This is a genomic window from Sphingopyxis sp. (genome assembly GCF_034380315.1).
Taxonomy (GTDB): Bacteria; Pseudomonadota; Alphaproteobacteria; order Sphingomonadales; family Sphingomonadaceae; genus Sphingopyxis.
In genome coordinates this window covers 358768-384543 of sequence record NZ_JAXMPB010000001.1, presented here as the reverse complement: position 1 = coordinate 384543, position 25776 = coordinate 358768, and the positions used below count along the sequence as shown (strand labels likewise).

The 25776-nt window shown below is 64.9% G+C and carries 21 protein-coding genes and 1 tRNA gene; 10 read left to right on the top strand and 12 right to left on the bottom strand.

All coding sequences use genetic code 11. The annotated features are described in order from the left end of the window. Window position 1: 1 nt before the first annotated feature. On the bottom strand, window positions 2–1219 hold the full coding sequence (locus U0S50_RS01960) for a M23 family metallopeptidase (protein WP_322307062.1): 1218 nt from the start codon (window positions 1217–1219) through the stop codon (window positions 2–4). A gap of 287 nt (window positions 1220–1506) precedes the next feature. On the opposite strand from U0S50_RS01960, the gene U0S50_RS01955 reads away from it, so the two are divergent. Then, window positions 1507–2859 carry a methyltransferase family protein gene (locus tag U0S50_RS01955; RefSeq protein WP_322307281.1) on the top strand — a complete coding sequence of 451 codons (1353 nt, stop codon included), beginning with the start codon at window positions 1507–1509 and terminating at the stop codon, window positions 2857–2859. Here the strand turns inward: U0S50_RS01955 and U0S50_RS01950 are convergent. From U0S50_RS01950 to U0S50_RS01940, 3 genes are all read right to left on the bottom strand, one after another. Then, window positions 2856–4229, bottom strand: coding sequence for a glutamate--cysteine ligase (locus U0S50_RS01950; RefSeq protein WP_322307061.1), 1374 nt, complete (start codon window positions 4227–4229; stop codon window positions 2856–2858). The two genes, U0S50_RS01955 and U0S50_RS01950, sit on opposite strands and share 4 nt — an antisense overlap. A gap of 71 nt (window positions 4230–4300) precedes the next feature. Next, entirely contained in the window at window positions 4301–6214 is a 1914-nt protein-coding gene (locus U0S50_RS01945; protein WP_322307060.1) for a proprotein convertase P-domain-containing protein, read from the bottom strand. 156 nt (window positions 6215–6370) lie between these two features. Next, window positions 6371–7111 carry a 16S rRNA (uracil(1498)-N(3))-methyltransferase gene (locus U0S50_RS01940; protein WP_322307059.1) on the bottom strand — a complete coding sequence of 247 codons (741 nt, stop codon included), beginning with the start codon at window positions 7109–7111 and terminating at the stop codon, window positions 6371–6373. Window positions 7112–7312: 201 nt separating this feature from the next. On the opposite strand from U0S50_RS01940, the gene U0S50_RS01935 reads away from it, so the two are divergent. From U0S50_RS01935 to ubiA, 4 genes are all read left to right on the top strand, one after another. Further along, on the top strand, window positions 7313–8932 hold the full coding sequence (locus U0S50_RS01935) for a TadE/TadG family type IV pilus assembly protein (RefSeq protein WP_322307058.1): 1620 nt from the start codon (window positions 7313–7315) through the stop codon (window positions 8930–8932). Next, a complete protein-coding gene (locus U0S50_RS01930) occupies window positions 8929–9525 on the top strand; it encodes a TadE/TadG family type IV pilus assembly protein (RefSeq protein ID WP_322307057.1) in 597 nt (198 codons plus the stop codon). Before U0S50_RS01935 ends, U0S50_RS01930 begins: the two co-directional genes overlap by 4 nt. After that, window positions 9522–10178 carry a TadE family protein gene (locus tag U0S50_RS01925; RefSeq protein ID WP_322307056.1) on the top strand — a complete coding sequence of 219 codons (657 nt, stop codon included), beginning with the start codon at window positions 9522–9524 and terminating at the stop codon, window positions 10176–10178. The genes U0S50_RS01930 and U0S50_RS01925 overlap by 4 nt, the downstream gene beginning before the upstream one ends. 69 nt (window positions 10179–10247) lie before the next feature. Then, a complete protein-coding gene (gene ubiA, locus U0S50_RS01920; RefSeq protein ID WP_322307055.1) occupies window positions 10248–11156 on the top strand; it encodes a 4-hydroxybenzoate octaprenyltransferase in 909 nt (302 codons plus the stop codon). A 9-nt stretch (window positions 11157–11165) separates the two neighbouring features. On the opposite strand, the gene smc is transcribed toward ubiA, so the two are convergent. The 4 genes from smc to U0S50_RS01900 form a co-directional block, all read right to left on the bottom strand. After that, entirely contained in the window at window positions 11166–14609 is a 3444-nt protein-coding gene (gene smc / locus U0S50_RS01915; protein WP_322307054.1) for a chromosome segregation protein SMC, read from the bottom strand. A gap of 138 nt (window positions 14610–14747) precedes the next feature. Beyond that, window positions 14748–15491: a thioredoxin domain-containing protein gene (locus tag U0S50_RS01910; protein ID WP_322307053.1), complete on the bottom strand. Its 744-nt coding sequence runs from the start codon at window positions 15489–15491 to the stop codon at window positions 14748–14750. Window positions 15492–15529: 38 nt separating this feature from the next. Continuing rightward, window positions 15530–16222, bottom strand: a complete 693-nt coding sequence (locus U0S50_RS01905) for a DsbA family protein (RefSeq protein ID WP_322307052.1) — start codon at window positions 16220–16222, stop codon at window positions 15530–15532. Between the two features lie 14 nt (window positions 16223–16236). Continuing rightward, window positions 16237–16833 carry a DUF721 domain-containing protein gene (locus U0S50_RS01900; protein ID WP_322307051.1) on the bottom strand — a complete coding sequence of 199 codons (597 nt, stop codon included), beginning with the start codon at window positions 16831–16833 and terminating at the stop codon, window positions 16237–16239. Window positions 16834–16859: 26 nt separating this feature from the next. Between U0S50_RS01900 and U0S50_RS01895 the strand changes: the two genes are divergently transcribed. From U0S50_RS01895 to nudC, 3 genes are read left to right on the top strand one after another with little or no spacing between them, the layout of a single operon-like run. Beyond that, a complete protein-coding gene (locus tag U0S50_RS01895; protein WP_322307050.1) occupies window positions 16860–17888 on the top strand; it encodes an A/G-specific adenine glycosylase in 1029 nt (342 codons plus the stop codon). Further along, complete coding sequence (locus U0S50_RS01890; protein ID WP_322307049.1) at window positions 17885–19171, top strand: serine hydrolase domain-containing protein; 1287 nt, start codon at window positions 17885–17887, stop codon at window positions 19169–19171. Before U0S50_RS01895 ends, U0S50_RS01890 begins: the two co-directional genes overlap by 4 nt. Beyond that, complete coding sequence (gene nudC, locus U0S50_RS01885) at window positions 19171–20040, top strand: NAD(+) diphosphatase (protein WP_322307048.1); 870 nt, start codon at window positions 19171–19173, stop codon at window positions 20038–20040. The genes U0S50_RS01890 and nudC overlap by 1 nt, the downstream gene beginning before the upstream one ends. 24 nt (window positions 20041–20064) lie before the next feature. Here nudC and U0S50_RS01880 read toward each other — a convergent pair whose 3' ends face one another. From U0S50_RS01880 to U0S50_RS01870, 3 genes are all read right to left on the bottom strand, one after another. After that, window positions 20065–20490, bottom strand: coding sequence for a DUF2497 domain-containing protein (locus U0S50_RS01880; RefSeq protein ID WP_322307047.1), 426 nt, complete (start codon window positions 20488–20490; stop codon window positions 20065–20067). An 80-nt stretch (window positions 20491–20570) separates the two neighbouring features. Next, entirely contained in the window at window positions 20571–22055 is a 1485-nt protein-coding gene (locus U0S50_RS01875) for a TolC family outer membrane protein (RefSeq protein WP_322307046.1), read from the bottom strand. 42 nt (window positions 22056–22097) lie between these two features. Then, window positions 22098–22760, bottom strand: a complete 663-nt coding sequence (locus U0S50_RS01870) for a protein-L-isoaspartate O-methyltransferase (protein ID WP_322307045.1) — start codon at window positions 22758–22760, stop codon at window positions 22098–22100. Between the two features lie 238 nt (window positions 22761–22998). Here U0S50_RS01870 and U0S50_RS01865 point away from each other — a divergent pair. Next, a tRNA-Cys gene (locus tag U0S50_RS01865) sits at window positions 22999–23072 on the top strand. A 176-nt stretch (window positions 23073–23248) separates the two neighbouring features. On the opposite strand, the gene U0S50_RS01860 is transcribed toward U0S50_RS01865, so the two are convergent. Further along, the gene (locus U0S50_RS01860; protein WP_322307044.1) at window positions 23249–23668 is read right to left on the bottom strand and encodes a hypothetical protein; all 420 of its coding nucleotides are present in this window, start codon (window positions 23666–23668) and stop codon (window positions 23249–23251) included. A gap of 650 nt (window positions 23669–24318) precedes the next feature. Here U0S50_RS01860 and U0S50_RS01855 point away from each other — a divergent pair. Continuing rightward, window positions 24319–25731 carry a hypothetical protein gene (locus tag U0S50_RS01855; RefSeq protein ID WP_322307043.1) on the top strand — a complete coding sequence of 471 codons (1413 nt, stop codon included), beginning with the start codon at window positions 24319–24321 and terminating at the stop codon, window positions 25729–25731. The last annotated feature ends 45 nt before the right edge of the window (window positions 25732–25776 follow it).

The window sequence follows — 25776 nt, the reverse complement described above, 5'->3', positions numbered from 1 at the left end:
TTTACTTTGCACCGCGGGCGACGGAACCGACTCGCTGTCGGGCGTCTGCTTTGACTTCGAGAACATCGGCTTTGGCCTCCAGGAAGCGGCGCGGATTGACCGCGACGCCGTTCAAACGGACTTCGAAATGCAGGTGGCTGCCGGTCGAGCGGCCGGTCGAGCCCATCTTGGCGATCTGTTGCCCCGCGGCGACCTGATCGCCGACGCGGCTGGTAAAGGCCGACAAGTGGGCATAGCGGGTCATGATGCCCTGGCCATGGTCGACCTCGACGACATTGCCATAGCCCGATTTGCGGCCGACGAAGCTGACACGGCCGGGGGCGGCGGACAGGATCGGGGTGCCGACGGGGCCGCGGAAATCGAGCCCGGCATGCATCGCGCCCGCGCCGGTGAAGGGGTCGCTGCGATAGCCGAAGCCCGACGACATCATCAGTACATCGGCAGGGTTGCCCGACGGGACGGCGACCAGGGTGCGTTCCAGAACTTCCATACGGAACAGCGCGCCTTCGAGTGCGGCAAAGGAGGGGCCAAAGGCCTTCGCCTTGCCGTTGCCGCTGCGATAGGGAATGAAGGGACCACCGCGACCGAGCGAGGCGTTGCGGACCAGTGCCGCCGGGTTCAGCCCGAGCTGGGCAACCGCGACCTCGGCCTTGTCGGCGCGTTCCTTGACCGCAGCAAGCAGGCGTGCCGCAAAGGCTTCCTGCCGCGCTTCGAGGCGGGCCAGGCTTTGTGCCTCCGGCGGCAGGCGCGGATCGATCAGTGCACTGGTTTTGGGCGTGTTGGCCGCGTCAACTGCCTCTGCTTCTGCCTCGGCCGGGGTGGCATCCGCTTTTTCCGTCAGGGCGCCCGGTTCGACGCCGAAATGGACCTTCGACCATTCTTCGAGTTGCGCCTGGCGTTCGTCGAGGTCGGCAGCGATCTCGCCGACGCGGTCGCGATATTGGGCGATGCGTTTTTCAGCGGCTGCCGCCGCCGCCTGCTTCTCGGCAACTTCGGCGCGCTCGTCGGCCGTCAGCAACTGGTTGACCAGCACCGACAGGGTGGCGGCGGCCCAGATGAGCAGAACGGCGCCGAGGATCAGCGCAACGCGCTTTTGCCATTTGGCACTGATCCGCACGAAACGAACCTGTCCGTGCGTGCGGATGAAAATTTCATGGTCCTGGAACAGCGCGGAAAAGCGCTGGCGCCAATGGCGCAGGCCCGTCGTTTGCGAAGACAAGTCACGACCCCGTCTTTTTGTTCTTGTGGAGCCCTCCGCCCCGACTGGAATGGGCCATTAACAGGCCGAGGGAGGGGGCGCGAATCTTTGGGGGGCGACTCGCGGCGAATCGAACATGTGGCGGGGTGAACGGTGTGAAACACGCGGAACGCCGCCAATTTGGCTGGATTCTTCGGGCGAATCGCCGCGAAATCATTGACGGCTTGCTTACCATTTTTGGCTAGGGCTAGGGGGTGACGTCCATGGTTGAAACCTCCACCTCCAGCGCGGCGCCTATGTCGGCCGCCATGCCGCAGGTGCCGTCCGAGCGCCCGCGCTCGGCGGTCAGTGCCGGTGTCGGGCTGGTCGGGCTGGCGGGGCTGATCTTTTATCTTCTGCTGGCGCGCTATGCGCCCGAGGTCGCGGCCGTCCTGGGTGTCGACTGGGGCGACCGGGGACCGATGAGCGGACCCAATTCGGCGATCGCCAGCGTGCTCGCCTGCGGCATTCCGATGGTGCTGTGGTCGGTGTTCGTCGACAAGGTGCATCGCAATCCATCAACCGGGATCGACTGGGCACAGCGCCGCCCATGGCGGGAAACGGTGGACATCAGCCTGACCAAGATCGTCGGCCTGTGGGCGACATGGGGATTGATCGCGCTGACCTATGTCACCATGCGTTATTACTGGTTCGGCCAATATGCCTTTTCGATGGATTTGCTCGAACGGGTCGCGCCTTGGCTGCTCCTGGTTTCGGTGCCCTATATGCTGTGGCTCGACCGTCGCATGATCGAACCGCGCGACGGCTGCTATGCCTTTGGCCGCTGGTTGCTGGCGCCGGGACGGCCGGTCGATGGGCGCGCGATCGCGCATCATTTCCGGGCCTGGGCGGTCAAGGGGTTTTTCACGGCCTTCATGCTGTCGATCGTGCCGGGCAATTTTTCGGCGCTGGTCACGGTGTCGATGACCGAGGTGCTCGCCAATCCCTATATGACCGCCCTGTGGGCGCTCAACCTGCTCTATCTGGTCGATGTCCATATCGCGACGGTCGGCTATATTCTGACGCTGAAGCCGCTTGATGCGCATATCCGGACGGCCAACCCCTATGGCATGGCGTGGGTCGCGGCGCTCGTCTGCTATCCGCCCTTCATCCTGATGAATGGCGGGCCGCTCGATTATCGGATCAATGGCGCCGACTGGGGGCATTGGCTGGCCGGGCACGACATTCTGATCATCGCCTGGGGCATCATGCTGATCGGTCTGATCGCGATCTATAGCTGGGCAACAATGGCGTTCGGCATTCGCTTTTCCAACCTGACGCATCGCGGGATCATCACCCACGGCCCCTATGCCTTCACGCGCCATCCGGCTTATGTGGCAAAGAATCTGAGCTGGTGGCTGGGGTCGATGCCCTTCCTCGTCACGGCTGGCGGCTGGGTCGAGGGCGCGCGAAACGTCATCCTGCTCGGCCTGGTCAGCGCCATCTATTACTGGCGAGCCAAAACCGAGGAAAAGCATCTGCTCGGCGATCCTGCCTATGTCGCCTATTGGAACTGGGCGCAGGGCCATGCCCTTGTCCCGCGCCTGTTCGCGAAACTGACCGGCCGCGACGGCCCCCTGATCCGGCTTGAGCCTGATGTGCGGGTTGGGCCGGTCGCCTAGAAGCTGAGCTCGTCGTAGATTTTCGACAGATCGCCGCCCCACGCGCCATGATAACGGTCGAGCAGGTCGTGCGCGGGCGATTTTCCGTTTTTGACGATCTGGCGCAGCGGTTCGAGAAAGCCGACCTCGTTGTCGCCCATCGAATTTACTTCGCCGCGCGCGGCGAGGCCCGCCGCCGCGATGTCGAGCACCGGGGCCGCGAGGTCGCGGAGGGTTCCGCCGCCGGGCGCGGCGGCGCATAGCCCCTCACGCGGCACCGCGTCGCGCAGCGCCTGCTGTTCGGCGATGCTCCATCCCTTGACCAGATCCCAGGCGGCGTCGAGCGCGCCCTGATCATAGAGCAGCCCGACCCACAGCGCGGGCAGCGCGCAAATGCGGTTCCAGGGACCGCCATCGGCGCCGCGCATCTCGAGAAAGCTTTTGAGCCGCACTTCGGGAAAGGCGGTCGACAGATGGTCGTTCCAGTCGGAGAGATAGGGTTTTTCGCCCGGCAGCGCGGGGAGTTCGCCCTTCAGGAAATCGCGGAAGCTCTGACCTGCGGCATCGATATAGCGGCCGTCGCGGAAGACGAAATACATCGGCACGTCGAGCATATAGTCGACATAGCGGTCATAGCCGAAGCCGTCTTCGAACACGAAGGGCAGCATCCCGGTGCGCGCGGGATCGGTATCGGTCCAGATATGGCTGCGATAGGAATAAAAGCCGTTGGGTTGTCCCTCGGTGAAGGGCGAGGAGGCAAAGAGCGCGGTCGCAAGCGGTTGCAGCGCCAGGCTGACGCGGAATTTCTGCACCATATCCGCCTCGGACCCATAGTCGAGGTTGGTCTGGATCGTGCAGGTGCGTAGCATCATGTCGAGGCCGAGGCTGCCGACACGCGGCATATGGTCGAGCATGATCCGGTAACGCCCCTTGGGCATGATCGGCAGTTCGTCGCGGGTCTTGTCGGGCCACATGCCGAGCCCCAGGAAACCGAGGCCGAGTTCGGCGCCCACTTCCTTGACCTGTTTGAGGTGGCGGCCGGTTTCCGCGCAGGTCTGGTGCAGATTTTCGAGCGGCGCGCCCGACAGTTCGAGCTGTCCCGCCGGTTCCAGGCTGACGGTGCCGTCGCTGCCCGACAGGGCGATGACTTTCCCCCCTTCGATTACCGGTTCCCAGCCGAAGCGGGTCAGCGCCATCAGCAGGTCGTGGATGCCGCCGGGTTCGTCATAGCTCGGCGCGCGGTGATCGTCGGTGCGATAGACGAATTTCTCGTGTTCGGTGCCGATCCGCCATTGCTCACGCGGCTTTTCACCCTTGGCCATGGGTGCGGCCAGCTGGTCGCGGTGCTCGATGATGGGATCGTTCTGATCCGAAGCCGTTCGCGTGCTCATGCCACGCAAGTAAGTGCTTCACGGGAAAATGCAATCGCGCCCGAACGGCTTTGTTGATCGCGACCGGCTGTTCAGTCGAGGATCACTGTAAAGGCGATGGCCAGCGACCCCCCGGCGACCAGGCTGGGTGCGGTCGCAGCAACGCCGGATCCGGTAAAGGATGCACCGAACGGATCGCTTTCATCGGACCCCGTCGCATCATCGTCTTCGACGGTGGTGGTCCCGGCACAGCTCGATCCGCTGCGCAGCGATCCGGCGACATAGCTGGTCGCAGCGGGCAGGGGGTCTGCGACATTGACGGCCGTGGCGGTCGCGCTGCCATTGTTGGTAACGACGATGCAATATCGCATCGTCGCGCCCGGAATCGCCTTTGGGTTCGCTGTGCCGTTGACGGGGTCCGAAACGACGCTGCTGGTCTTTGCGATCGCCATATTCGCGACGGGACGACAAAAGATGATGTCGTGAAGGGCAACGCCTTGCTGGCCCGGATTCGCTGGCGCGAGGGCGTGGCTGCCATATTCGATGCGGATAGTGTCGACCGGCGCGCTGAAGGTGACGACGACAGTGCCGTCGGCGCTGGCATCGGCGGACAGGGCATCGCCATAGGCGGCGTTGCCCGCGACATAGTTCGCGACGCCATTGGTCAGGACGGGATAGACAATTGCCCCATTGTAACGCCCCGTCACCACGACCCGGTCGGCGAATTGTCCTGCGGCATAGTCGATATCGAACAGGCGAAACTGCGCCCCGGGGACAGCCGTCGGCAGGGTGATCGTCGTCGCCACGGTTCCCGACTGGCTGGTGAAATCGACCAGTTCGAAAATCGAATATTGTCCCGTGTTGCCGCCGTTCACGACATTTTGCCGCGATGGGGATTGTCCGCCATAGGTGCCGTTGTTGAGGAAAGCGCCGCCATTGATGGCGATGTCGAATCCGACGGCGCCGATGGCCGGCACCGCATGGCTGGCACTCGTCGTGCCGGCACTCCAGGCGATGGCGTCCCAGTCGTGGGCAGTGATGCCGGCGGGGCAGGTCAGCGCCGGTGCGGTCCCGGCGGTGCGCGACCCGGACACCGTAAAGGTCGCCGAGGCCTGATCATCCTCTCCCGTCACGCCGTTTCCGGGTGTTGAGTCGGGGTCTGGTGCCGATGATGCGCTTATTTCGGCGCGGTTGGTGATCGAGGCGCCAGCGGTTGCCGCAACGGTGCCGTTGATCGTCAGCACCCGTGTCGTTCCCGGCGGAACCGATCCGACGCTCCATACGCCGGTTCCGGCGTTGTACGTGCCAAATCCAGACGCGCCGACGAAGCTGAAGCCGGCAGGAAGCTGGTCCTCGACGGTGACGCCGGTCGCGGTTTGCGGTGATGTGTTCGCATTGGTGACGCGCAGCGTATAGCTGATGCCGGCACCCGGCGCGGGGGCGTTGTTGCTGACCGTCTTGGTCAGCGAAAGGTCGGCCTGATCGGCGGGGACCGACGTCAGATACAGGTCGGCGCGGATGAAGCTCCCGTCATCGCTCGAAGGAAAGAGATCGCAGATTTCCAGTCGCCAGACGCCTTGCATATTGTCGCCGTTGAACGCCGACAGCGGTGCATTGGGACGAAAAACATTCTGATAGGGCGGTGCGGTGGCGGAATGGTTGGCGTTGTTGCCATCGGTGTTGACGAGCTGGCTCGCGGAATCATCGAGGCGGACGTTGAAATTGTTGCCCTTGATATTGTCCGCATCACCGTTGACCAGTTGAACCCGCGTTCCGGCCGGGGATTGCAACGTCACGCGAATATCCCCGCGCCAGCTGTGGGTGGCGAGCAGTCCGAGGTCGACGTCGGTGACGATGCCGTTCGCCGTGACGGCGAAATTGCGAACCAGCGGCGAGCTGCACGGTGTGCCGCCGCCGATCGCCGCGCCAGCGGTGTTGCCGTAGGTTGTCGCTGTCTGTGCCTTTGCCGGTGCGGCTGCACAGGCAAGCAGCAGCCAGAAGAGCATGATCCATGCTCCACAAGGCTGCGCATGCCGGCCCCCACGCCAGCAATATCGGCTCTGGTCCCGCCGTTGCATGACCCGCCTTATGCCGCAGCGACCCCTAATGGCCGGTTAAGGGCGCGCCTTTTTGTTCGACTTTGGGACGGTTTCGGTGTGTGGTCAGCCCCAGTCGCCATGCAGCCCCATCCATTGCGCGATGGCGGCAATGGCGGCGGTTTCGGCGCGCAACGTGCGGGGACCGAGCGCCATGCGGCGGACGGCGTCATGCTCCAACAGCAAGCTGCGTTCGCGATCGGTGAACCCGCCTTCGGGGCCCGTCAGTATCGCGGCAGGAGCCGCTGCCTGGAGGCCGGCCATCGGCTCTCCGCCCGCTTCGTCGGCGAACAGCAGCGCGCGCGCGGTCGGCCACTGTCGCAGAAGCGCGGGCAATTTCACGGGGTCGGCCAGTTCGGGCAGCGCGGTCCGTCCGCATTGTTCGCATGCTTCGACAATCTGGGCCTCCAGTCTTTCGCTTTTGATGCGTTCGACGATCGTGCGTTCGGTGATCACCGGTTGAAGCCGGGCGACGCCAAGCTCGGTGGCCTTTTCGATGATCCAGTCGAGCCGCGCCTTTTTGACGGGGGCGAAGCAAAGCCAGAGATCGGGTACCTCCTCGCGTGGTCGCAAGCGCTGTTGGGCGCGCAGCTGAAGGGACCGCTTGCCGGTGTCGACAGTCTCGCAGAGCCATTCGCCGCTGCGATTGTCGAACAGCAAGATCGGATCGCCGGCTTTCAGTCGCATGACGTTCAACAGATAATGGGCCGCAGCGCCGTCGATGACGGGCGAAGAATCGGCGGTCAGCGGCTGATCGATGAAAAGGCGGGGTGTGCTGGCAGGTGGCCAGGCGGGAGTCGCGGGCATGGCCCGGCGATAGCATATGGTCCGTTCGCGCGCATCCACCGGCACGACTTGGGCCGATCTGTCCCGGAACGGATCACATCCTGTCCGGCGGCCGCGTGTGGCTAGGGGCGATTAGCATTTTGGTAAGCAGTCCCGCCCTAGGTGCAAGGTTGCCAGTCGCGCATCTAGTGGGCCGCGCGGTCGGCATAGAGGGGTTTGACCATGCGAGGGACCTTTTTCCGCCGCCTGCGCACAGGCGCCGCGCGACTGTTCGCCGATCAACGCGGCAATACGCTGATCCTGACCGGGGCAGCGCTGTTGCCCTTGTTGGCGATCGTCGGATCGAGCGTCGATATCGGCCGGGCCTATATGACCAAGCTCCGCCTGCAGCAGGCGTGCGACGCGGGCGTTCTTGCGGGACGCCGCGCCATGGCGGGCGGGGAATATGATGCGACGGCCAGGGCCGAAGCCGACAAGATGTTCCAGCATAACTTCAGCGAGAATATCTACGGGTCAAAGGCGTCGTTGTTCGAGTCAGAGCCCGAAGGGGCGAGCGATGTCATCGGCACTGCCACCGCAATCCTGCCTACCACTGTCATGGCCATTTTTGGCAATGAGCAATTCAACCTCACGGTCAATTGCGGGGCGCGCCTGGAAATTTCGAATACCGACGTGATGCTGGTTCTTGACGTGACCGGATCGATGGCGGGGTCGCGTCTTACCGCGCTACAGAACGCATCTAATCTGTTTCTGAACACATTGCTGTCCGCCGATGCGGGCGATGGGGTGCTGCGTGTCGGGGTCGTCCCCTATGCCAGCACCGCGAATGTCGGCCAGATCTTGTACGATGCGAATCCGGCCTGGCTGTCGGACACGGTGACGGTCCCGTCGCGTGAGTATTATTTGAAGCAATATACCGAGCAGCAGTGCGATCGGCGGGGCTGTCAAAATGTGACTGTCCAGGAAGACTGGTATCGACGGACCAATCGAACCTTCGACGTGCGCAGCGGAAAATCACCCAAGGCGGGAGTGTCACTGACATTCAATACGGGACGACGAGGCGCCAATGTGTCCACGGTATGGGAAGGTTGCGTGATGGAACGCGCGACCGTGCCGTTCGGTGCGACCAGCGCTCCGCCGTCCGGTGCGCTGGACATGGACATTGCGAGCGTGCCGACGAGTGGTGACGACACCAAATGGAAGCTGTTTTTGCCGCAGTTTGCCTATAACCGGCCTGCGCGCTCGTCGTCGCAGGCTGTCGCGCCCGATTCGGATACACAAAGCAACACCAGCAGCTTTGGTGACGGCGCCTGTCCTGCCCCGGCGATGAAACTCACGACGATGGATAATGCCGGGGTTTCCCGGTTTCGTTCGCTGATCGGTTCTTTGCAGGCGGCCGGTAATACTTATCACGACGCCGGCATGGCCTGGGGCGCACGGTTGATATCGCCGAACGGTCTGTTCGCTGACGAAAATGCCGAGGCCGAAAATGGGCGCCCAATCGGTCGGCACGTCATCTTCATGACCGATGGCGATATCAATACCCCGGTCAGCTATTATGCGCATCAGGGCCTTGAACAGGCGATCGAGCGGATCGGGACGACGAGCAGTTCGGAGGCCGACCGGCGCCACAGCAATCGCTTCGTTCAGCTTTGCAACCGGTCGCGTGCCGAGGGCGTGATTGTCTGGGTGATCGGTTTTGGCGGCACGATCAGCGATGACGTCCCGCTCAACGCCTGCGCGACGCCCGGCAAGGCCTTTCAGGCCGGAACGAACGAGCAGCTGGAGAATATCTTCAAATCGATCGCCGGGCAGATTTCGCGCCTGAGGCTATCGAAATGACGCGGCGTGTCCCCTTGTGGCGCCGAGTACGCCACAACGAGCGCGGGGTCGCGATCGTCGAATATGCGCTGACCGCGCCGATATTCCTCCTCCTGCTTCTCGGTATCTTCGATTATACATGGCAGATGTATACGCAGCAGGTGTTGGATGGTGCGGTTGCAAAGGCCGCGCGCGATGCGACGCTGGAAGAGAATATCGCGGACCAGGCCGCACTCGACAATCAGGTTCGCGATGTTGTTCAGACGGTGATGAGCGGTTCGGAAGTCACATTCGTCCGCAAGGCCTATGACAGTTTCGAGGAGGTCGGCGACGCCGAACCCTATACCGACAGCAACAAGAATGAATCATATGATGCCGGCGAATGTTTCGAGGATATCAATGGCAACGGGCGTTGGGATGCGGATCGTGGCCGGGATGGCAACGGCGGCGCCGACGACGTTGTCCTTTATACCGCCAGTGTGAAGTTCGACCGCGTACTGCCGGTTTGGAAAATGCTGGGGCAGCCGCAGCAGGTAACGCTGAGCGCATCGACGGTATTGCGCAACCAGCCGTTTAACGCGGGGGCGGATGCCAATCCGGTCCAGTGCAGATGAACGGTATCTTGTTCAGGGTGCGCGATTTCGCGATCCGCTTGAAGGCGCAGACCCGCGCGGCTGTTATGGTCGAAATGGCATTTGTTGTGCCTGTCGTCGTCTTGCTGGGTTTTGCCGGACTCGAAATCGCCTATCTGACGCTGACCACCACCAAGATCAGCGAAACCGGGCTCAGCGCGGCCGATAATGCGGCGCGCATAGCCTATGGCAGCAATCTGGCGCTGCCGCAGATACGAGAACGCGATGTCAACGACGTCTTTTCAGGGGTCGAAAAGCAGACCGGTCGGCTGGATTTCAAGCAGCATGGCCGTCTGATCCTTTCGAGCCTGGAGCAGAATCCCGAAGGTGGGCAGTGGATTCGCTGGCAGCGCTGCTTTGGCGATCTGGCCGTTGCTTCGAGCTATGGCGATGAGGGTGACGGCGCCACGGGCACGAGCTTTCCCGGAATGGGAGAGGTCGACAAGGAGGTCAAGGCGAGCGCCGGAACGGCGGTGATGTTCGTCGAAATCGTCTATGACTATCAGCCATTGGCCTATGGCAGTTGGTTGGGACCGAAGCGGATCCGGTCGACCGCCGCCTTCAATATTCGCGAAGGCCGCGATCTGACGCGAATCTATAACGCCGAAGGGGCAACGGTGTCGCGCTGTCAGTAAGCGATCGCGCACATTTCCCGAACGATCCCCCATTTATCCGTCCCGGCGTCGCTGCTATCGCGCTTCGCCATGACGGCACTTCATCCGCCCGACAGCCAGCATCGGGGGCTGGTCGCTCTGCTTCCGGCGGGCGTACGCCCCTATGCCTTGCTGGCGCGCTTCGACCGGCCGATCGGCATCTGGTTGCAATATTGGCCCTGCGCCTTTGGTATCGCGCTGGCCGGCGGGGCGGTCGGCCATTGGCCGCTGTTCCTGTGGCTGATGCTGGGTGTCATTGCGATGCGCAGCGCGGGCTGCGTCTATAACGACATCGTCGACCGCGATCTTGACGCGCGCGTCGCGCGCACCGCGTCGCGCCCGGTCGCGAGCGGAGCGGTGCCGGTGCGCAACGCCGTCTTGTGGATGATCCTTCTGTCGCTGCTTGGCCTGTTCGTGCTGATCCAGCTTCCCTGGCGCGCCCAGATCGTCGCGCTCGCCAGCCTGGCGCCGGTTGCCGCCTATCCTTTCATGAAGCGCATCACCTGGTGGCCGCAGGCGTGGCTCGGGCTGGTGTTCAGCTGGGGGGCGCTTGTCGCCTGGGTCGCCGCCGGCGGCCCCGAAGGGATGGCGCTGCCGCTCCTCTATGCCGGCTGTATCGCCTGGGTCATCGGTTATGACACCATCTATGCGCTGCAGGATGTCGAGGATGACGCGCTGATCGGCGTCAAGTCGAGCGCGCGGGCAATGGGGCGGCATGTCCGCGGCGGGGTCGGCCTTTGCTATGGCCTGGCGCTTGCGCTGTGGGGCGGGGCATTGTGGACGGTGCGCCCCGATCCCTTGGTATTCGTTGCGCTCATCCCGGCGGCGCTGCACTTCACTGGACAGGTGGTGACGCTCGATCCCGCCAACGGCGCCGACGCGCTCGCCAAATTCCGCAGCAACCGCTTTGCGGGGCTGCTCGTTTTCGCAGCGATGCTGGTCGTGGGCAGCGCGTCCTGAGGCGACCGCTCATTCCGCCGCGAGCAGTTCCTCGGCACCGCCGAGATCGACCGAGACGAGGCGGCTGACCCCCCTTTCGATCATCGTCACCCCGAACAGGCGGTGCATGCGCGCCATCGTCACCGCATTGTGGGTGACGATCAGATAGCGGGTGGCGGTTTCGCGGCTCATCCGATCGAGCAGATCGCAGAAGCGTTCGATATTCGCATCGTCGAGCGGGGCGTCGACTTCGTCGAGGACACAGATCGGCGCCGGGTTGGTTAGGAACAGGCCAAAGATCAGCGCCACGGCGGTCAGCGCCTGTTCACCCCCCGACAAGAGCGTCAGCGTTCCCAACCTCTTGCCCGGCGGCTGCGCCATGATTTCGAGGCCCGCTTCGAGCGGATCGTCCGAATCGATGAGTTCGAGATGCGCCTGGCCGCCGTTGAACAAGGTGGTGAACAGGCGCTGGAAATGGCCGTTTACCGTCTCGAACGCGGCGAGCAGGCGGACCCGGCCCTCGCGGTTCAGATTGCCGATCGAGCCGCGCAGGCGGTTCACCGCCTGTTGCAGCTCCTCGATCTCCGCCGCATTTTTGGTGCGCTCGGTATCGAGTTCGGCGAGTTCGTCGGCGGCGACCAGATTGACCGGGCCCAGCCGCTCGCGGTCGGCGATCAGCCGGTCGTGCTGGGCCGATTCGGCGCTTGCCTCGCCGACGTCGGCGCTTTCGAAACCGGCCTTTTGTGGCAGCAAGGGCGGCGGGCATTCGAAACGCTCGCCCGACAGACGGCCCATTTCGATGCGGCGCAGTTCGGCATTTTCGGAGCGCGCGAGGGCGCCCGCGCGGGTTTCGCGCGCGGCTGCGACGCGCTCGCGGATCGCGGTGAGCGCAGTTTCGGCTTCGCGCAGCGCGGCTTCGGCTTCGCGCTCCTGCGTTTCGGCGGCGGCGACCTTGTCGCGCAGTTCGGCCTGCCGTGTTTCGGCCGCGGCGCGTTCGCGTGCCAGCCGGTCGGGAATATCGGCAAGCTTCGCGGCTTCGGCGGCGAGTGCGTCGGCGCGCTTGTCCATCTCGGTGACACGGCGGGCCGCTTCGCCCGCGCGCGCCTTCCAGCTCTTGATCTCGGCGCTGACCACCGCCTGCCGCTCGCTGAGCGCGGCGAGTCTGCGGTCGTGCGCGGCGAGGGCCTCGCGCGCCGAGCCGGCATCGCTGCGCGCGCGATCGGCGGCGGTTTCTTCGGCGTCCAGCGCAGCGCGGGCGATGCTATCGTCGGGCAGCGCGTCGAGTGCCGCCTGCTGCGCGGCGAGCGTTTCGGTGGCCTCGGCTGCTGCTGCGGCGATTTCTTGCCGCCGCCGTTCGAACAGCGCGGTGGCGTCGCGGTGGCGGTCAAGTGCCGCCTGTGCCTGATCGACCGAGCGTAGCGCATTCCGCCGTGTTTCATCGGCCTCTGACAGCGCTTTGCGCGCACGCGCTACCGCCTCGCTGCCCTCGGCCAGCGTCGCCACCGCCGCATCGCGCCGGTTTGTTGCCTTTCGCATGGTCACTTCGGCATCGGGGCGCTGCGCGGTCAGCGCGTCCAGTCGATTCTGTCGCACCAATCTTTCGGTCGCGGTCGCGCCGTCGCCGCGGGCGACAAAACCGTCCCAGCGTCGCATCACCCCATCGATTGTCACCAGCCGCTGCCCGACGGCGAGCATCATGCCGTCGTCGCGGTCTGCGACGGCAATCTGCGCGAGACGCCGTGCGAGCAGGGTGGGAGCCCGGACGACCGCGGCCAGCGCGCGGGTACCGACAGGCAGGTCTGGGTCGCCCTTTTGTGCTTCCGCGCTACCCCAACTGCGCGCGGCAGCCGCGTCGGTCCCCGCGTCGAGATCGTCGCCCAGGGCAGCGGCCAGCGCGGCCTCATAGCCGGGCTCGACGCGCAACTGATCGAGCAGGGGATTGGCATCGCTGCGCGCCGCGGCGAGTGCGCGTTCAAGCGTCGCCATTTCGCTTTCGAGTGCGGCAAGGGCAGCGCGTGCGTCGGAGAGGCTGGTTTCGACTTCGGTCACCGCACCGGCGGCGGCCTCGCGATCGGCTTCGGCTTCCTGCAACGCGTTTTCGGCGGTTCCGATCGCCGCTTCGGCCTCCGCTGCGGCGGCGAGGCTGTCGCGCTGGGCGGCGGCGAGTGCGTCGCCGTCACCCAACACTGCCACCTCGGCCTCGACACGAGTCTGTTCGCCGGTGATACGCCGCACCATCGCTTCGGCCGCATCGCGCGCCGACACCGCGATGCGGCGGTCGGCGGCTTCACTCGCCGCGCGCGCGCGCGCCTGTGCGAGCGCTACCTCGGCATCGCGCAGCCGGGCTTGTGCGCCCTGATCGGCCTCGACCAGCGCGGTGCGGCTGGTGCCATGCGCAGCGATGTCACGCGCCAGCGCCTTGCCCTCTTCGTCGAGCGCGGTCAGCGCTCCATGCGCCTCGCGTGCAAATTCGCCTTCGCGCGCCCGGTCGTCGGCGAGCCGTTGCTGCTGCGCCGCGAGGTCTTCGAGCCGCTGGCGCGCCGCGCGCTCCTCACCCTGCAGGCGCACCTGCGTCGCGGTCGCTTCGGCCAGGGCATCGCGCTGTGTCTGCGCGTCGGCACGCGCCGATGCCACCCGCGTTGCGACTTCTGCCTGCGCCCTGGAAATGGTTTCCAGCTCGCCCTGCGCGGTTTTGACCGCGGCTTCGGCGGCGTCCGCGTCGCGCCGCGCCTGATCGGCGGCGGCGGCGGCATCGCGCCAGCGGGCATAGATCAGCCTCCCTTCGGCGATGCGGATGTCGTCGCTCAGCTTTTTGTATTTTTCGGCCGCGCGGGCCTGACGGCGCAGCGAATTGGCGCGCAGCTCCATATCCGCGACGATTTCAGAGAGGCGCGCGAGGTTTGTTTCGGTGGCGCGCAGCTTTTGCTCGGCATCCTTGCGGCGGACGTGCAGCCCGGCAATCCCCGCGGCTTCTTCCAGCATCGCGCGGCGGTCGGTCGGCTTGGCGGCGATGACATTGGCAATTTTGCCCTGGCTGACCAAGGCCGGGCTGTGGGCGCCGGTCGCGGCGTCGGCAAAGATCAGTGCGACATCCTTGGCGCGCACGTCGCGGCCGTTGGCGCGATAGGCGCTGCCGGCGCCGCGTTCGATGCGGCGGATGATCTCCAGCTCATGCCCGTCGGCGGCGTCGGACAGGCCGGCGACCAGCGACCCTTCGGTGTCGCAATGGATTGCGACCTCTGCAAAATCGCGCGAAGGGCGCGTTGTCGTTCCGGCGAAGATGACATCTTCCATGCCGCCGCCGCGCATCGATTTCGGGCTTGATTCGCCCATGACCCAGCGGATGGCTTCCAGCAGGTTGGACTTGCCGCAGCCATTGGGCCCGACAACCCCGGTCAGCCCAGGCTCGATGCGCAGTTCGGTCGGTTCGACGAAGGATTTAAAGCCGGTCAGGCGCAGCCTTTTTATCTGCACGGACTATCCCCGCGCAGCGAATCGGTCGGCAAAGGCTGCAACCTGCTTGTCACATATCCCCCATGGATCAGTCATGCCGCGCCATGGGAGGAGTCGCAAGGGGGTAGGCTGTCCCACCCCCATGCGTCCAAGCGCGGGTCAGCGGGCCCCCATGGCACGCAGACGATCGCGCAGCGGGCCCCAGCTCGCAATGCCTTCGGCAAGCTGGCCGTTGATCAGGAAGCTGGGCGTGCCTGCAATCTTGTGTTTCTCGATCGCGGCGTTGGTGGTCTGTTCCAGTTTCGAGATGTTGTCGACATTGGCGAGGCAGGCGTTGACCTGATCGGCGGTCATGCCGCGTGCCTGGAAGAACTGGTCGAGCTTCCAGGCTTTTGCCAGCGCCGGAAAACGCTGCGCTGGCGGCAGTTTCATCGCGGCCTCACCGCCCTCGGGGTTGCCCTGCGCCCCCGCGAAGAGTTCGGCCTGCGAGGCAAAGGCGTTTTCCAGCAGCGGGAAATAGCGCTCCACCGGCGCGCAATGCACGACAGCGGCAGCCGAAGCGTCGAGCGGGTCGCGGATGAAATTGCGCACTTCCAGGCTGACGCGGCCGGTGTCGATGAAGTCGCGCTTCAGTTCCTCGATCCCATCCTTTGAAAAGTCGGCGCAGTGCGAACAGGTCAACGAAGCGAATTCGACCACTTTGATCGGCGCTTCGGGGTTGCCCATCACGACGCCGCCATCAGCAGTGGCCGCGACCGTTTCCGACCAGCTTTTGCCAGCGGGCGCCGTGACCTTTACGATCACATCCTGTTCCTTGGCCGGATCGGCAGTGCCACCGCCGCAACCGGCAAGGGCCAGCGCGCCGAGCGAAGACAAAAGGGCGATACGCAGCGAAGGGGTCATGGTCTGTGTCTCTCCGAAAAATGGCCGTCGATGGGCTTTTAGGAGCCCTTGAGCGCAAGGTCGAGCGGCGTTTTCAGTGCGGGCCACTGGTTGGCGTCGGTCTGGCGGCCGTTGATGAAGAAGGTCGGTGTCGCCCGGACGCGGTCGGCATTTTGGCCGATGTTGGTCATGGCCGTCAGTTCAGCCTGTGCCACCTCGCTGTTGAGGCAGGCGTTGAGTTGCGCCGGGCTGTAGCCGCGCCCGTGCATCAGCGCCGCAAGGCCGGTGTCATTTGCGATCTTGTGCGCGCGTTCGCCCACGCTGCCTTCATACCAGCTCTGCATTTGCGCTTCGCTCGCCTTTTGCACCTTGCCGAGCCAGGACGGCTGCGCGGCGAAGATCGCCTGATGGTTGCCCATGAACGCCCTTTCGCCGCCGCAGCGGGCGAGCAGGGCCGCTGTCATGTCGACCGGGTCGCGGACCAGATTGCGGTATTCGACGACAACCAGCCCCTTGTCGACATATTGGCTTTTCAGCGGCGCCGCCGCGAGTGCGGCGAAATGCGCGCAATGGCTGCACGTATAGCTGTAATATTCGATCAACCGGACCTTCGCGGCCGGGTTGCCGACGACATGCGCACCGATCGCGCTGGTCGAAATCATTGTCGACCATGGGGCGGCGGCGGCGAGCAGCGTCAGCGCACCGGCCGACAGGGCGGCAATGGCGACGCGGCGGGGCAGGGCAGCGGGCATGAAGGTCACTTTCGTCAACTGATCCGGGGCAGCTTGGGGGTGGTGGCGAGCCCGGCGGCCATGCGTTCGAGCACCGTACGAAGCTCGGGATCGCCAATGTCGCGCAGGCTGTCGCCCAGTTCCTCGGGCACGGGCTTCAGCATCGCGGGAGGCTGGACGGCAGGGGCCGGGGTGACATGGCCGTGGGTCATGCGGACGTGCGCGATGGCCGCATAGCCGAAGAAGCGGTTGACCGCCTCTATGATATCGGGCGCGACATGCTGGAGCATCGGGGCGTGCGCGCCGCTGATCGTCAGGTGCAGAGTTCCCCCGGCCTTGGCGCCGGCTGGAAAGCGGATCATCGCGGGCTGGGTCACGTCGGCGAGCCGGGGCCCGACGATCTCGCGCCAGCGGCTGACGACCGAGCTTTGGATAAAGCCGAATTTGCGAAATGCCGTGCGGCCGATTCCCGGCACCAGATCGGCGATCGCGCGCGCTTCGCCGCCGCGCGGTCGCTCATAAGGGCGCGCGGCGGACTTGGCAGCCTTGCGCTCCTTTGGCCCGTCCTTTGGTGCGGCCTTTCCTGTCCTGGGCTTTTTGCCCGGTCCATCGCCGCTCGCTGCTTTCGTCATGGCGGGCGTCATGCCATAGGCGGGGGGTGAGCGTCCAGCCGTCCGACCCCGCTGCCGATTTTGCGTCCCGCCTGCTCGGCTGGTACGATCGCGCCGCGCGCGTCCTGCCGTGGCGGGTGCCGCCGGGCAGCGTGGCCATTCCCGATCCCTATCGCGTCTGGTTGGCGGAGATCATGCTCCAGCAAACGACCGTTGCTGCCGTAGCGGGCTATTTTCAGCGCTTCGTCGAACGCTGGCCGACGGTCGAGGCGCTCGCCGCCGCCGCGGACGCCGATGTCATGGCAGCGTGGGCGGGGCTTGGTTATTACGCACGGGCGCGCAATCTGCTCGCGTGCGCCCGCATGGTGGCGGACCATTATGGCGGGTGTTTTCCCGACGATGAGGCGGGGCTGCGTACCCTGCCCGGGGTCGGCGATTATACGGCGGCGGCGGTCGCGGCGATCGCCTTTGGCCGGGTCGCAACGGTTGTCGATGCCAATATCGAGCGCGTGATCGCGCGCCATCGCCTGATCGAAATCCCGTTGCCTGCTGCGAAAAAGGCGATCCGCGCCGCGCTGGCGCCGCTTGTCCCGGTCGAGCGGCCCGGCGACTTCGCGCAGGCGTTGATGGATCTGGGGGCGACCATCTGTACGCCGCGCACGCCAGCTTGTGCGCTTTGTCCATTGATGAGCGACTGCCGGGGACGGACGCGTGCCGACCTTGAGCGGATTCCCGTCAAGCCGCCGAAAAAGGCGAAGCCGCATCGTCATGGCGTGGCTTACTGGATCGAGCGCGATGGTGCCTTGTGGCTCGTGCGCCGCCCCGACAAGGGAATGCTGGGAGGAATGCGGGCGTTGCCCGGCGGTGCGTGGGAAGATGCGCCACCCGCCGAATCGGGTACGGTCAGTGTCGACCACAGCTTTACCCATTTCGACCTGACGCTGAGTCTGGTGCGAAAAGATGCCGGGGATTCCGCAGGGGAAGGCGAATGGTGGCCGCTCTCGGCGCTTGACGATGCCGGGTTGCCGACGCTCTATCGCAAACTGACCGACAAGATGCGGAAGGACGACGCATGAATATGATGGTTTCCCGCCGGGCCCTGCTGGGCGGAATGGCGCTTGGCGGCGCGGTGTCGCTGTTGCCGGGCGCGGCGCTGGCGTGGAAGGATGCCGGGGCCGATCTTTACCCCGCGACCCATGGTTTCATCAAAGGTTTCGTCGACCGTCGCGAACTGGCCGGAACGCTCGCCGCGATCGGCAAGGCACAGGGGGGCGCGACCTTTTTCGGCGCCGGGACGCAGGCGATGGATTCGGCGAAGCCGGTCGGGCCCGACACGCTGTGGCGCCTCTATTCGATGACCAAGCCGATCACCGGCATTGCCGCCATGCTGTTGATCGAGGACGGCCGGATGCGGCTGGACCAGCCGATCGCGGATTTCCTGCCCGCTTTTGCGAAGATGAATGTCCAGGCGACGCCCGATGGGTCGCTGACCGACGTGCGCCCGGCGCGAACCCGCATAACGGTGCGCCACCTGCTGACCCATACGGCAGGACTGGGCTATAATATCATCCAGAAAGGACCGATCCGCGACGCCTATAATCGCGACGGACTGGTCGGCGGGCAGGTCAGCCGCCTGCCGATTCCCGGGTTGCCGCCGATTACCCCGGCGCCCAGTCTGGAGGTTTTTGCCGACCGGCTTGCGAAACTCCCCCTGGTGTACGAACCGGGGACGCGGTGGAGCTATTCGCTCAGCCTGGATCTGCTCGGCCGCGTGATCGAGGTGGCGTCGGGGCAGCCGTTCGAGGTCTTTCTGCAGGAGCGTATCTTTACCCCGTTGGGAATGGGCAGCACCTGGTTCCACGTTCCGCAGGGTGCGGTCGCGCGTCTGTCGACCAACTATTTCCCGCTGGGGCCGGTGCTGTTCCCGGTCGATCCGGCGACCAACTCCATTTATCTCGACCCGCCCCCCATGCCCTATGGCGGCGGCGGACTGGTGTCGAGCGCGCGCGACTACGACCGTTTCCTGGCCATGTTGCTGGGCGAGGGCGAAACCGAAGGCGTGAGGATCATGACCCCTGAAACCGCCCGGCTAGCCATGTCGAACCTGCTCGGCGACGATGTCGATCGCCGCGGCACCTTCATCGAGGGAGAAGGCTTTGGCGCGGGCGGGCGCGTGTCGCTGGCGGGATCGGCGACGGGGGAGGGCGTGTTCGGTTGGGGCGGTGCGGCCGGGACGATCGGTTTCGTCGATCGGACGCGCGGCTATCGCGTCGGCGGTTACACGCAATATATGCCTGCCGAGGCGCTGCCCTTTCAGCGCGATTTCGGCAAGGCTTTCTATCGGGATGTGATGCGCTGATGCCCGACCCGCTCGGCTTTACCGGGGCGTGGCTCGACCGGGCCGATCAATGGCGCGCCGATTCCGCCGCCCTTTCTGCGGCCCTTTCCGACCCACGAGCGCGCTGCCTCGCGCTGGATGGCATCGATTTCGTTCCTGGCGACGGCGGGGGGCTGCGCTGGGAAGCGCTCGACCCCACCGATGATCGGGCGGCGATGCTGTTGGGTCGCGATGAGCGTGGGGTCGGCTATTTCGTGCGCGAGCCGCATCCGGCGCAGCGCATCGACGCCCGCTCGCGTTCCGTCATGCGATTGCTGCCGCTGCTATCGGCTCAGGATCTGGCGCTCTACGGCGGCGCGCGCAGTCTGGTCGATTGGCATGCCCGGCACCGTTTCTGCGCTGCTTGCGGAACGCCCACACAATTGTTTCGGGCGGGGTGGGGACGGCAATGCGGGGCGTGCCGCGCCGAACATTTCCCGCGTGTCGACCCCGTCGTGATCATGCTGGCCGAATATGAAGGCCGGGTCCTGATCGGACGTCAGCCGGGTTTCCCGCCCGCCGTTTTCTCGGCGCTTGCAGGGTTCGTCGAACCCGGCGAATCGCTTGAGGAAGCCGTCGCGCGCGAATTGTTCGAGGAGGCGGGCATTCGCGTCGCCGACGTCAACTATGTGGCGAGCCAGCCCTGGCCTTTCCCGTCATCGCTGATGATTGGTTGCCGCGCCCGCGCGCTCGACCCGGCATTGACGCTCGACGAAACCGAACTGGAAGCGGCGATCTGGGTCGACAAGGCCGAGGTTCGCGCCGCGTTGGCGGGCGACATGGACGCGCCCTTCATGGTTCCGCCGCCGCTGGCGATTGCGCGTCATCTGCTGGAATTGTGGGCCACCTGACGCGCTGCGCGGTGGTTTGAGCGTTTACAGGCGGCGGCCGGTGATCCGGCTGATTTCCTTGGCCACCATCGCCTCGACAAGCGGCGGCAGATTGGTGTCGAGCCATTCCTTCAGCATCGGGCGCAGTGCGTCGAGCACCACATCCTCCATCGTCCGCCCGGCTGCCGCGCCAAGGGGTGCCGACGGCGTGGCGGCGGGCGCGATCGCCGCGCTCAGCGCTTCGAGCGACTGGCGGGCGGCGTCGGCGCTTGCCGATGATACCAGTTCGTCGTCGGCCGCCACCGCGGCGGCAGCCGATTCGGCCAGCTCCTCTTCGTGCAAATCCAGAACATCCTCCGGCGCCGCTTCGCGCGGTGCCCGATTGGTCCCCGGCGCCTCGTCACGTGCGATCACGCGCCGAATCGACGACAAAATATCTTCCATCGACGGTTCCCGCGACATGTCGCCCATATTGGCCCCCTTAGGATACACCGCCCGCTCTGCGGACGGTTAACCATGTCTTACCGGCTGCGGCGCGCGATTGCCAAGCCTTATTGTCGCGGCAGCGGCGTGCTTGGGGGAACATCCGCCGTCGCGGCGGGGATATTTCGCGTGTCGGTCGCCTGCTGGCGCGGTGCCGGATCGTCCGACCAATCCCAGATCTGGCCCTGGACGCGGTGATAATTGACGTCGGGATCATAAAGCGGACCGCCCTCGATCCCCAGGTCGCGGGCTTCGGCCTTGCCCATGGCGGCGAGCACCGAAAAGGCCGCCACATAGGAGTTGCGCCGCGCGGAAACGAGCTGGACCTGGGTGTTCAGATATTCCTGTTCGGCATTCAATATGTCGAGGATCGACCGCGTTCCGACGCTGTTTTCGGCGCGCACGCCTTCCAGCGACAGGGCGTTGGCGTTCACCGCCTGCTGCGTTGCGGCGATCACCCGTTCATTTGCTTGCCACGCGGCATAGGCGCCGCGTGTCTGTGCGATGACGTCGCGTTCGACCGCGACATAATTTTCGATCGCCTGACTGGTACGCGACTGCGCCTGCCGAACCTGGGCTGCCGGACGTCCGCCTTGAAAGATCGGCAATGTTACCGATACGCCGGCGGCGGCGCTGGTGGTCGTGTTGACCGCGGCGACATTCTGGCTCGAAATCGAGTTCAGATTGTTGACATAGCCGCCTCCGACCGTCGCCGACAATTTGGGCAGACGGCCCGCTCGCGCGACACCGATGTCGGCGCGGTTCGCATTGACGAGCTGGTTCGCCGATTCGATGTCGGGATTGTTGTTAAGGGCGATTGCGACCGCGTCCTCGGGCGTGGTGGGCAGGTTGGGCAATGGCGGCGGCGCCTGAAGATCGCTCGGCGCCTCTCCGACCAGCCGGACATAGGATTCGCGGCTGGCGATCAGATTGGCTTCGGCGCGGCGCAAGTCCCCCTCCGCCAGCGCCAGCCGTGCTTCGGACTGCGCCACGTCGGTACGGGTGAGGTCGCCGATCTCGAATCGGTCGCTTGTCGCCTGTAAATTGGTGCGCAGTACCGCGACATTATTCTGATTGAGCTGGACGATCGCCTGATCGCGGATGACATCCATATAGGCGCCGACGACCTGCGAAAAAATGCTCGCTTCGGTCGCGCGCAGATCGGCCTGTCCAGCCTCGACCCGATATTTGGCCGCCCTGATTCCGTTGCGTACCGCGCCGCCCTGATAAATCGGCACCGACAGTCGCCCGCCAAGAGTCAGCGACCGCATCGGCGAGACGAAATTATTGCCGGGCAGAACCAGATTTTCCTCATAATCGGCACTGGCGCCGAGCGAGGGGAGCCCGCCCGATTTCTGGATCGGGACATTTTCGTCATTGGCGCGCTGACCGGCCCGCGCCGCGGTCAGCGTCGGGTTGTTTTCATAGGCCTTGGCCAAGGCCCCCTGCAGTGTTTCAGCCTGTGCGGCGACGGGCAATACCAGCGCGCCAAGGGCAAGGCTGGCCAGCCAGCGGCTGCGGCGGATCGTCTTTTTATTATGCGTTTCGATCATCGTCTTTCCAGCCTGAAACCAAGAAGGGGAGGGGGGATTGGGTCAGAAGCGGAACCCGGTCGGCGCGGCAAAGCCGGGCAGCGCCGCGACGTCCATGTCGGCAAAGCTGCGAATCGCCACAATGCCGCCGGTCTTTACGCCCTGGACCAGCCGGGTGACGCTGCCCTCGCGCCGCGCCGCGACCAGGCGTCCGCCTTCGGCAAGCTGCGCAAGCAGGGTGTCGGGAAACTGTTCGACGGCTCCGTCGACAAGGATGCGATCAAAGGGAGCCGCATCGGGCGCCCCCGCGGCGAGCGGTCCTTCGATCCAGTGAATCGTGCCGTCGGCGGCAGCGTCACGGGCGATCGCCAGCAATTCGGCCTTTTCCTCGACCGCATGGACCTCGGCACCCAATCGGGCGAGCAGCGCCGCCGTATAACCGGTAGCCGCGCCGATAAGGAGGACGCGGGTACCAGGACGGATATCCGCCGCAATCAGCATGCGCCCCGTCACCAGCGGCGGGTTCAGCACGCGGTCGCCGCCAAGCGCGACCGGGCGGTCGATATAGGCGACACCGGCCAGCGCGGCCGGGACATGTGCCTCGCGCGCGACCGCGCCCATCGCGCCGACCACCGCCGGATCCGTCACGTCATTGGGGCGCAGCTGGCTGTCGATCATCGCAGCCCGCATGTCCGCGGTGGTGGTTTCGCTCAATTTGGTTGCCATCAGCCTTGTTCCGATTCCCTCGGGCATCATGTCATCGCGGGCGCAGCTCTAGCCCAAGTGGAGCTGTATTGCAATAATAATACAGCCCATCACCGCGCCACGCCGCGCATAGCCTTCCCGCAAGAAAGCGCCAAGCCCGCATCTGCGCCTATCTGACAGCGATCGGCGCGGCGCGCGGTGCAACAAGCCGATTGCAATGCGAAACGCTGGCGGCTAGGGGCGCTAACGCACCCGTTGAGGCCCGATGGCGGAGTGGTGACGCAGCGGACTGCAAATCCGTATACGCCGGTTCGATTCCGGCTCGGGCCTCCACCTCTTGAACATTGTCCCTTAATTTCAAAGATTTTAGGGGATTGATGTCCAACCTCGGTGCCAGGGTCAGACATTAGACGATTTTGAGGCCGCCTCGGCGGGCCTTGGTTGCTTTTGTCGACATCTGCTTTTTCCAGCGCTGCAGGCGGTCGATGGCTATCTCGGTCCCACAAGCCCTAACGGCGCCTGATGCCATAATCGATCCTGATCCTGACCCAGCTTCCCACCAATAGTCGTCCGCCGCGGCGTGGCGGGCGCACCCTGAACTGCCAGGATGCCGCCAGCACCGCGCGGTTGATCTGCGATCCTTGCGGATATTCGTCGAGGGCGACGCAATCCTCGACGCGATAGTCGGGCGCCGTACGGCAGGCGATCAAGCCCCAGCCCGGCCCGTTGGCGGTCGAGAGATAGCCGCGCAATTCATTGTCGCTCGGTTCGCGATACCAGACGGCGGCATAGAGCGGCTCGCCATTGGGCGCTGTGCCAACCCGCTCGGTGTTGTTCGAGGCTGGAGCGCCGCGATTCGGTGGGCCGTAAACCCGGCCATCGGACGGGCGAAGAACGGCCTGCGGAGTTGGTTGGGATGGTGGCAACATTTCCGTTTGCGGCGGTGACGGCGCGGCCTTGGGTTCCGCGGCCGGTGAGGGGATGGGCGGCGGCGGCAGGGGAGGCGACCGTGGCGGCTCGGGCCGCTCTTGCGTCTGCTCGCGTTGCCGGGAGTCCGGTTCGGGCGATCCGTCTGACTTTCCGGCTGCCTCAAGGCTAACGACGGTGATGAATTCGTCGCGCTTCTTGGTCGGTTTCCCCAAGCCGAAGCTCAGGATCATGAACAGCAAGAGGCCGGTGATCAGCAATGACAAGCCGATCGAAAGCGTACGGCGCCCCGCACCGATTCCAAGCAATTCTGTATAAGGGGTGGCTGGGACAGGGATCAGTGGAAGCGGCTTTCGATGGCGACGAGCGCTGATCGAACAGCCCGGCGGCGACGTTCGCGTGGGATAGTGGGGCGCAGGTTCGATGACAAGAAAAAGGCCCGGCGAGCAGGATGTTAACGGCCCCGCATGATCAACGGAGCCGTGCGTGCGCCAGATTGTGAGCGACCAATCGCGATAATCGACCGTCGTTCGCAAAGCGCCGATGCGATATTGCTTTGGGCTACGAAGGTGCGATCGATGCCATCGTTTACGCCGCTTTTACCAGTGGCGATGCATAACAACCGCCGATGTTTGCGACTGGGGATTAGGTGATGGACAGCATGCGCGGACTGCTTTCGGGCAGCCACGATCAGGGCGATGGCGCGATCGACGCGCCGCCGGTCGTCGGGGTCGATGAGCGGCGGATGCAGGTGCGGGCCTATAATTACTGGGCCTCGCTTCTGGGTGATCGGGCCTATCCCTCTGTCGAGGATATCGACCTCGATCGTGCCGATTTTGGTCCGCACGCCGTTCTGCTGGATTTTACGGCAGGGGTCGAAAATCCGGGCATATCCTTCATCGGCGAAACACTATGTGCCGAATCGCAGATTGGCGAAGATGTCCATTACATCAGCCAGATACCGGGGCGTTCGCTGTTGTCGCGGCTCACCGATCATTATCTTCAGATCATCGCCAACCGTGCGCCGATCGGCTTTGAAGCGGAATTTGTGAACGATCGCGGTGTGACGATCATGTACCGCGGTATCCTGCTGCCCTTTTCGTCCGACGATGACACGATCGATTTCATCATGGGCGTGATCAACTGGAAGGAAGCCGTTCCGGCCGAGCAGGAAGAGGAGCTGCAGCTGTCGATCGAGCAGGCGCTGCGCAGTGCGCCGCCGCTGACGGCCCCGGTTCCGGTGTGGGCCGATGGCCCCGACTCGGGCCATATGGACGAGGATGCGGTCCCGGGATTCGCGGGACTGGGGGATGGCGAAGGCGCGGCCCCGCGCGTCGATCCGATTGCTCTTGCCGTTTCGGGCCGCGAGGCCGAGGTGGGCGATATTGCGGATGGGATTGATGATGGGATTGATATTGCCGACGGGGTTCAGGCGGAACCCGGTGCCGACGCTGAACTTGCCGACTGGCTGGCGCTCGCCCGCGAAACGGCGGAACGCGCCATGGCGGCCGACAGTCGCAGCCGTAGCGCACTTTATCATGCGGTAGGCAAGGCGTGGGATTTTGCGCTGGCTGCCGAGCAGCGGCCCGATGACTTTGCGGCCCTGCTTGAGGACGCCGGGCTGACGGCGCAGGATCGCGCGCCGATGACGCCGGTGGTCAAGCTGGTCTTTGGCGCCCAATATGACAAGACCCGGCTGGCAGAATATGCCTGCGTGCTCAGCCATGCTCGCGAAGAGGGGGTGGAGCGCGGTGAACTGCCAGCCTATCTCGACCGCTATCCCGGTGGGTTGAAGGGCCTGGTAAAGGATGCCCGGGCGCGTCGCAAACCCGATGGCGATACAGCGCCGAAGGATGATGCGAAGCTGGAAGCGCTGCGCGGCGCCCACCCGGCAGTCATTCTGGAACATGATGCGGGTGATGCCGAATTCGTCGTACTGATCGCCCGCGCGATGCCTGGCGGCGATATCGGCATCGTGGCCAAGGCGGCCGACGATCCGGCGCTTGTCGCTCGCCTTGCGAAGAAGGCTATTCCGATATCGGGAGGCGATCGATCGCCCCATTGATCCGCTCTGTGCAACAGGCGAACGCGCGATTGAAATAATTTTGCG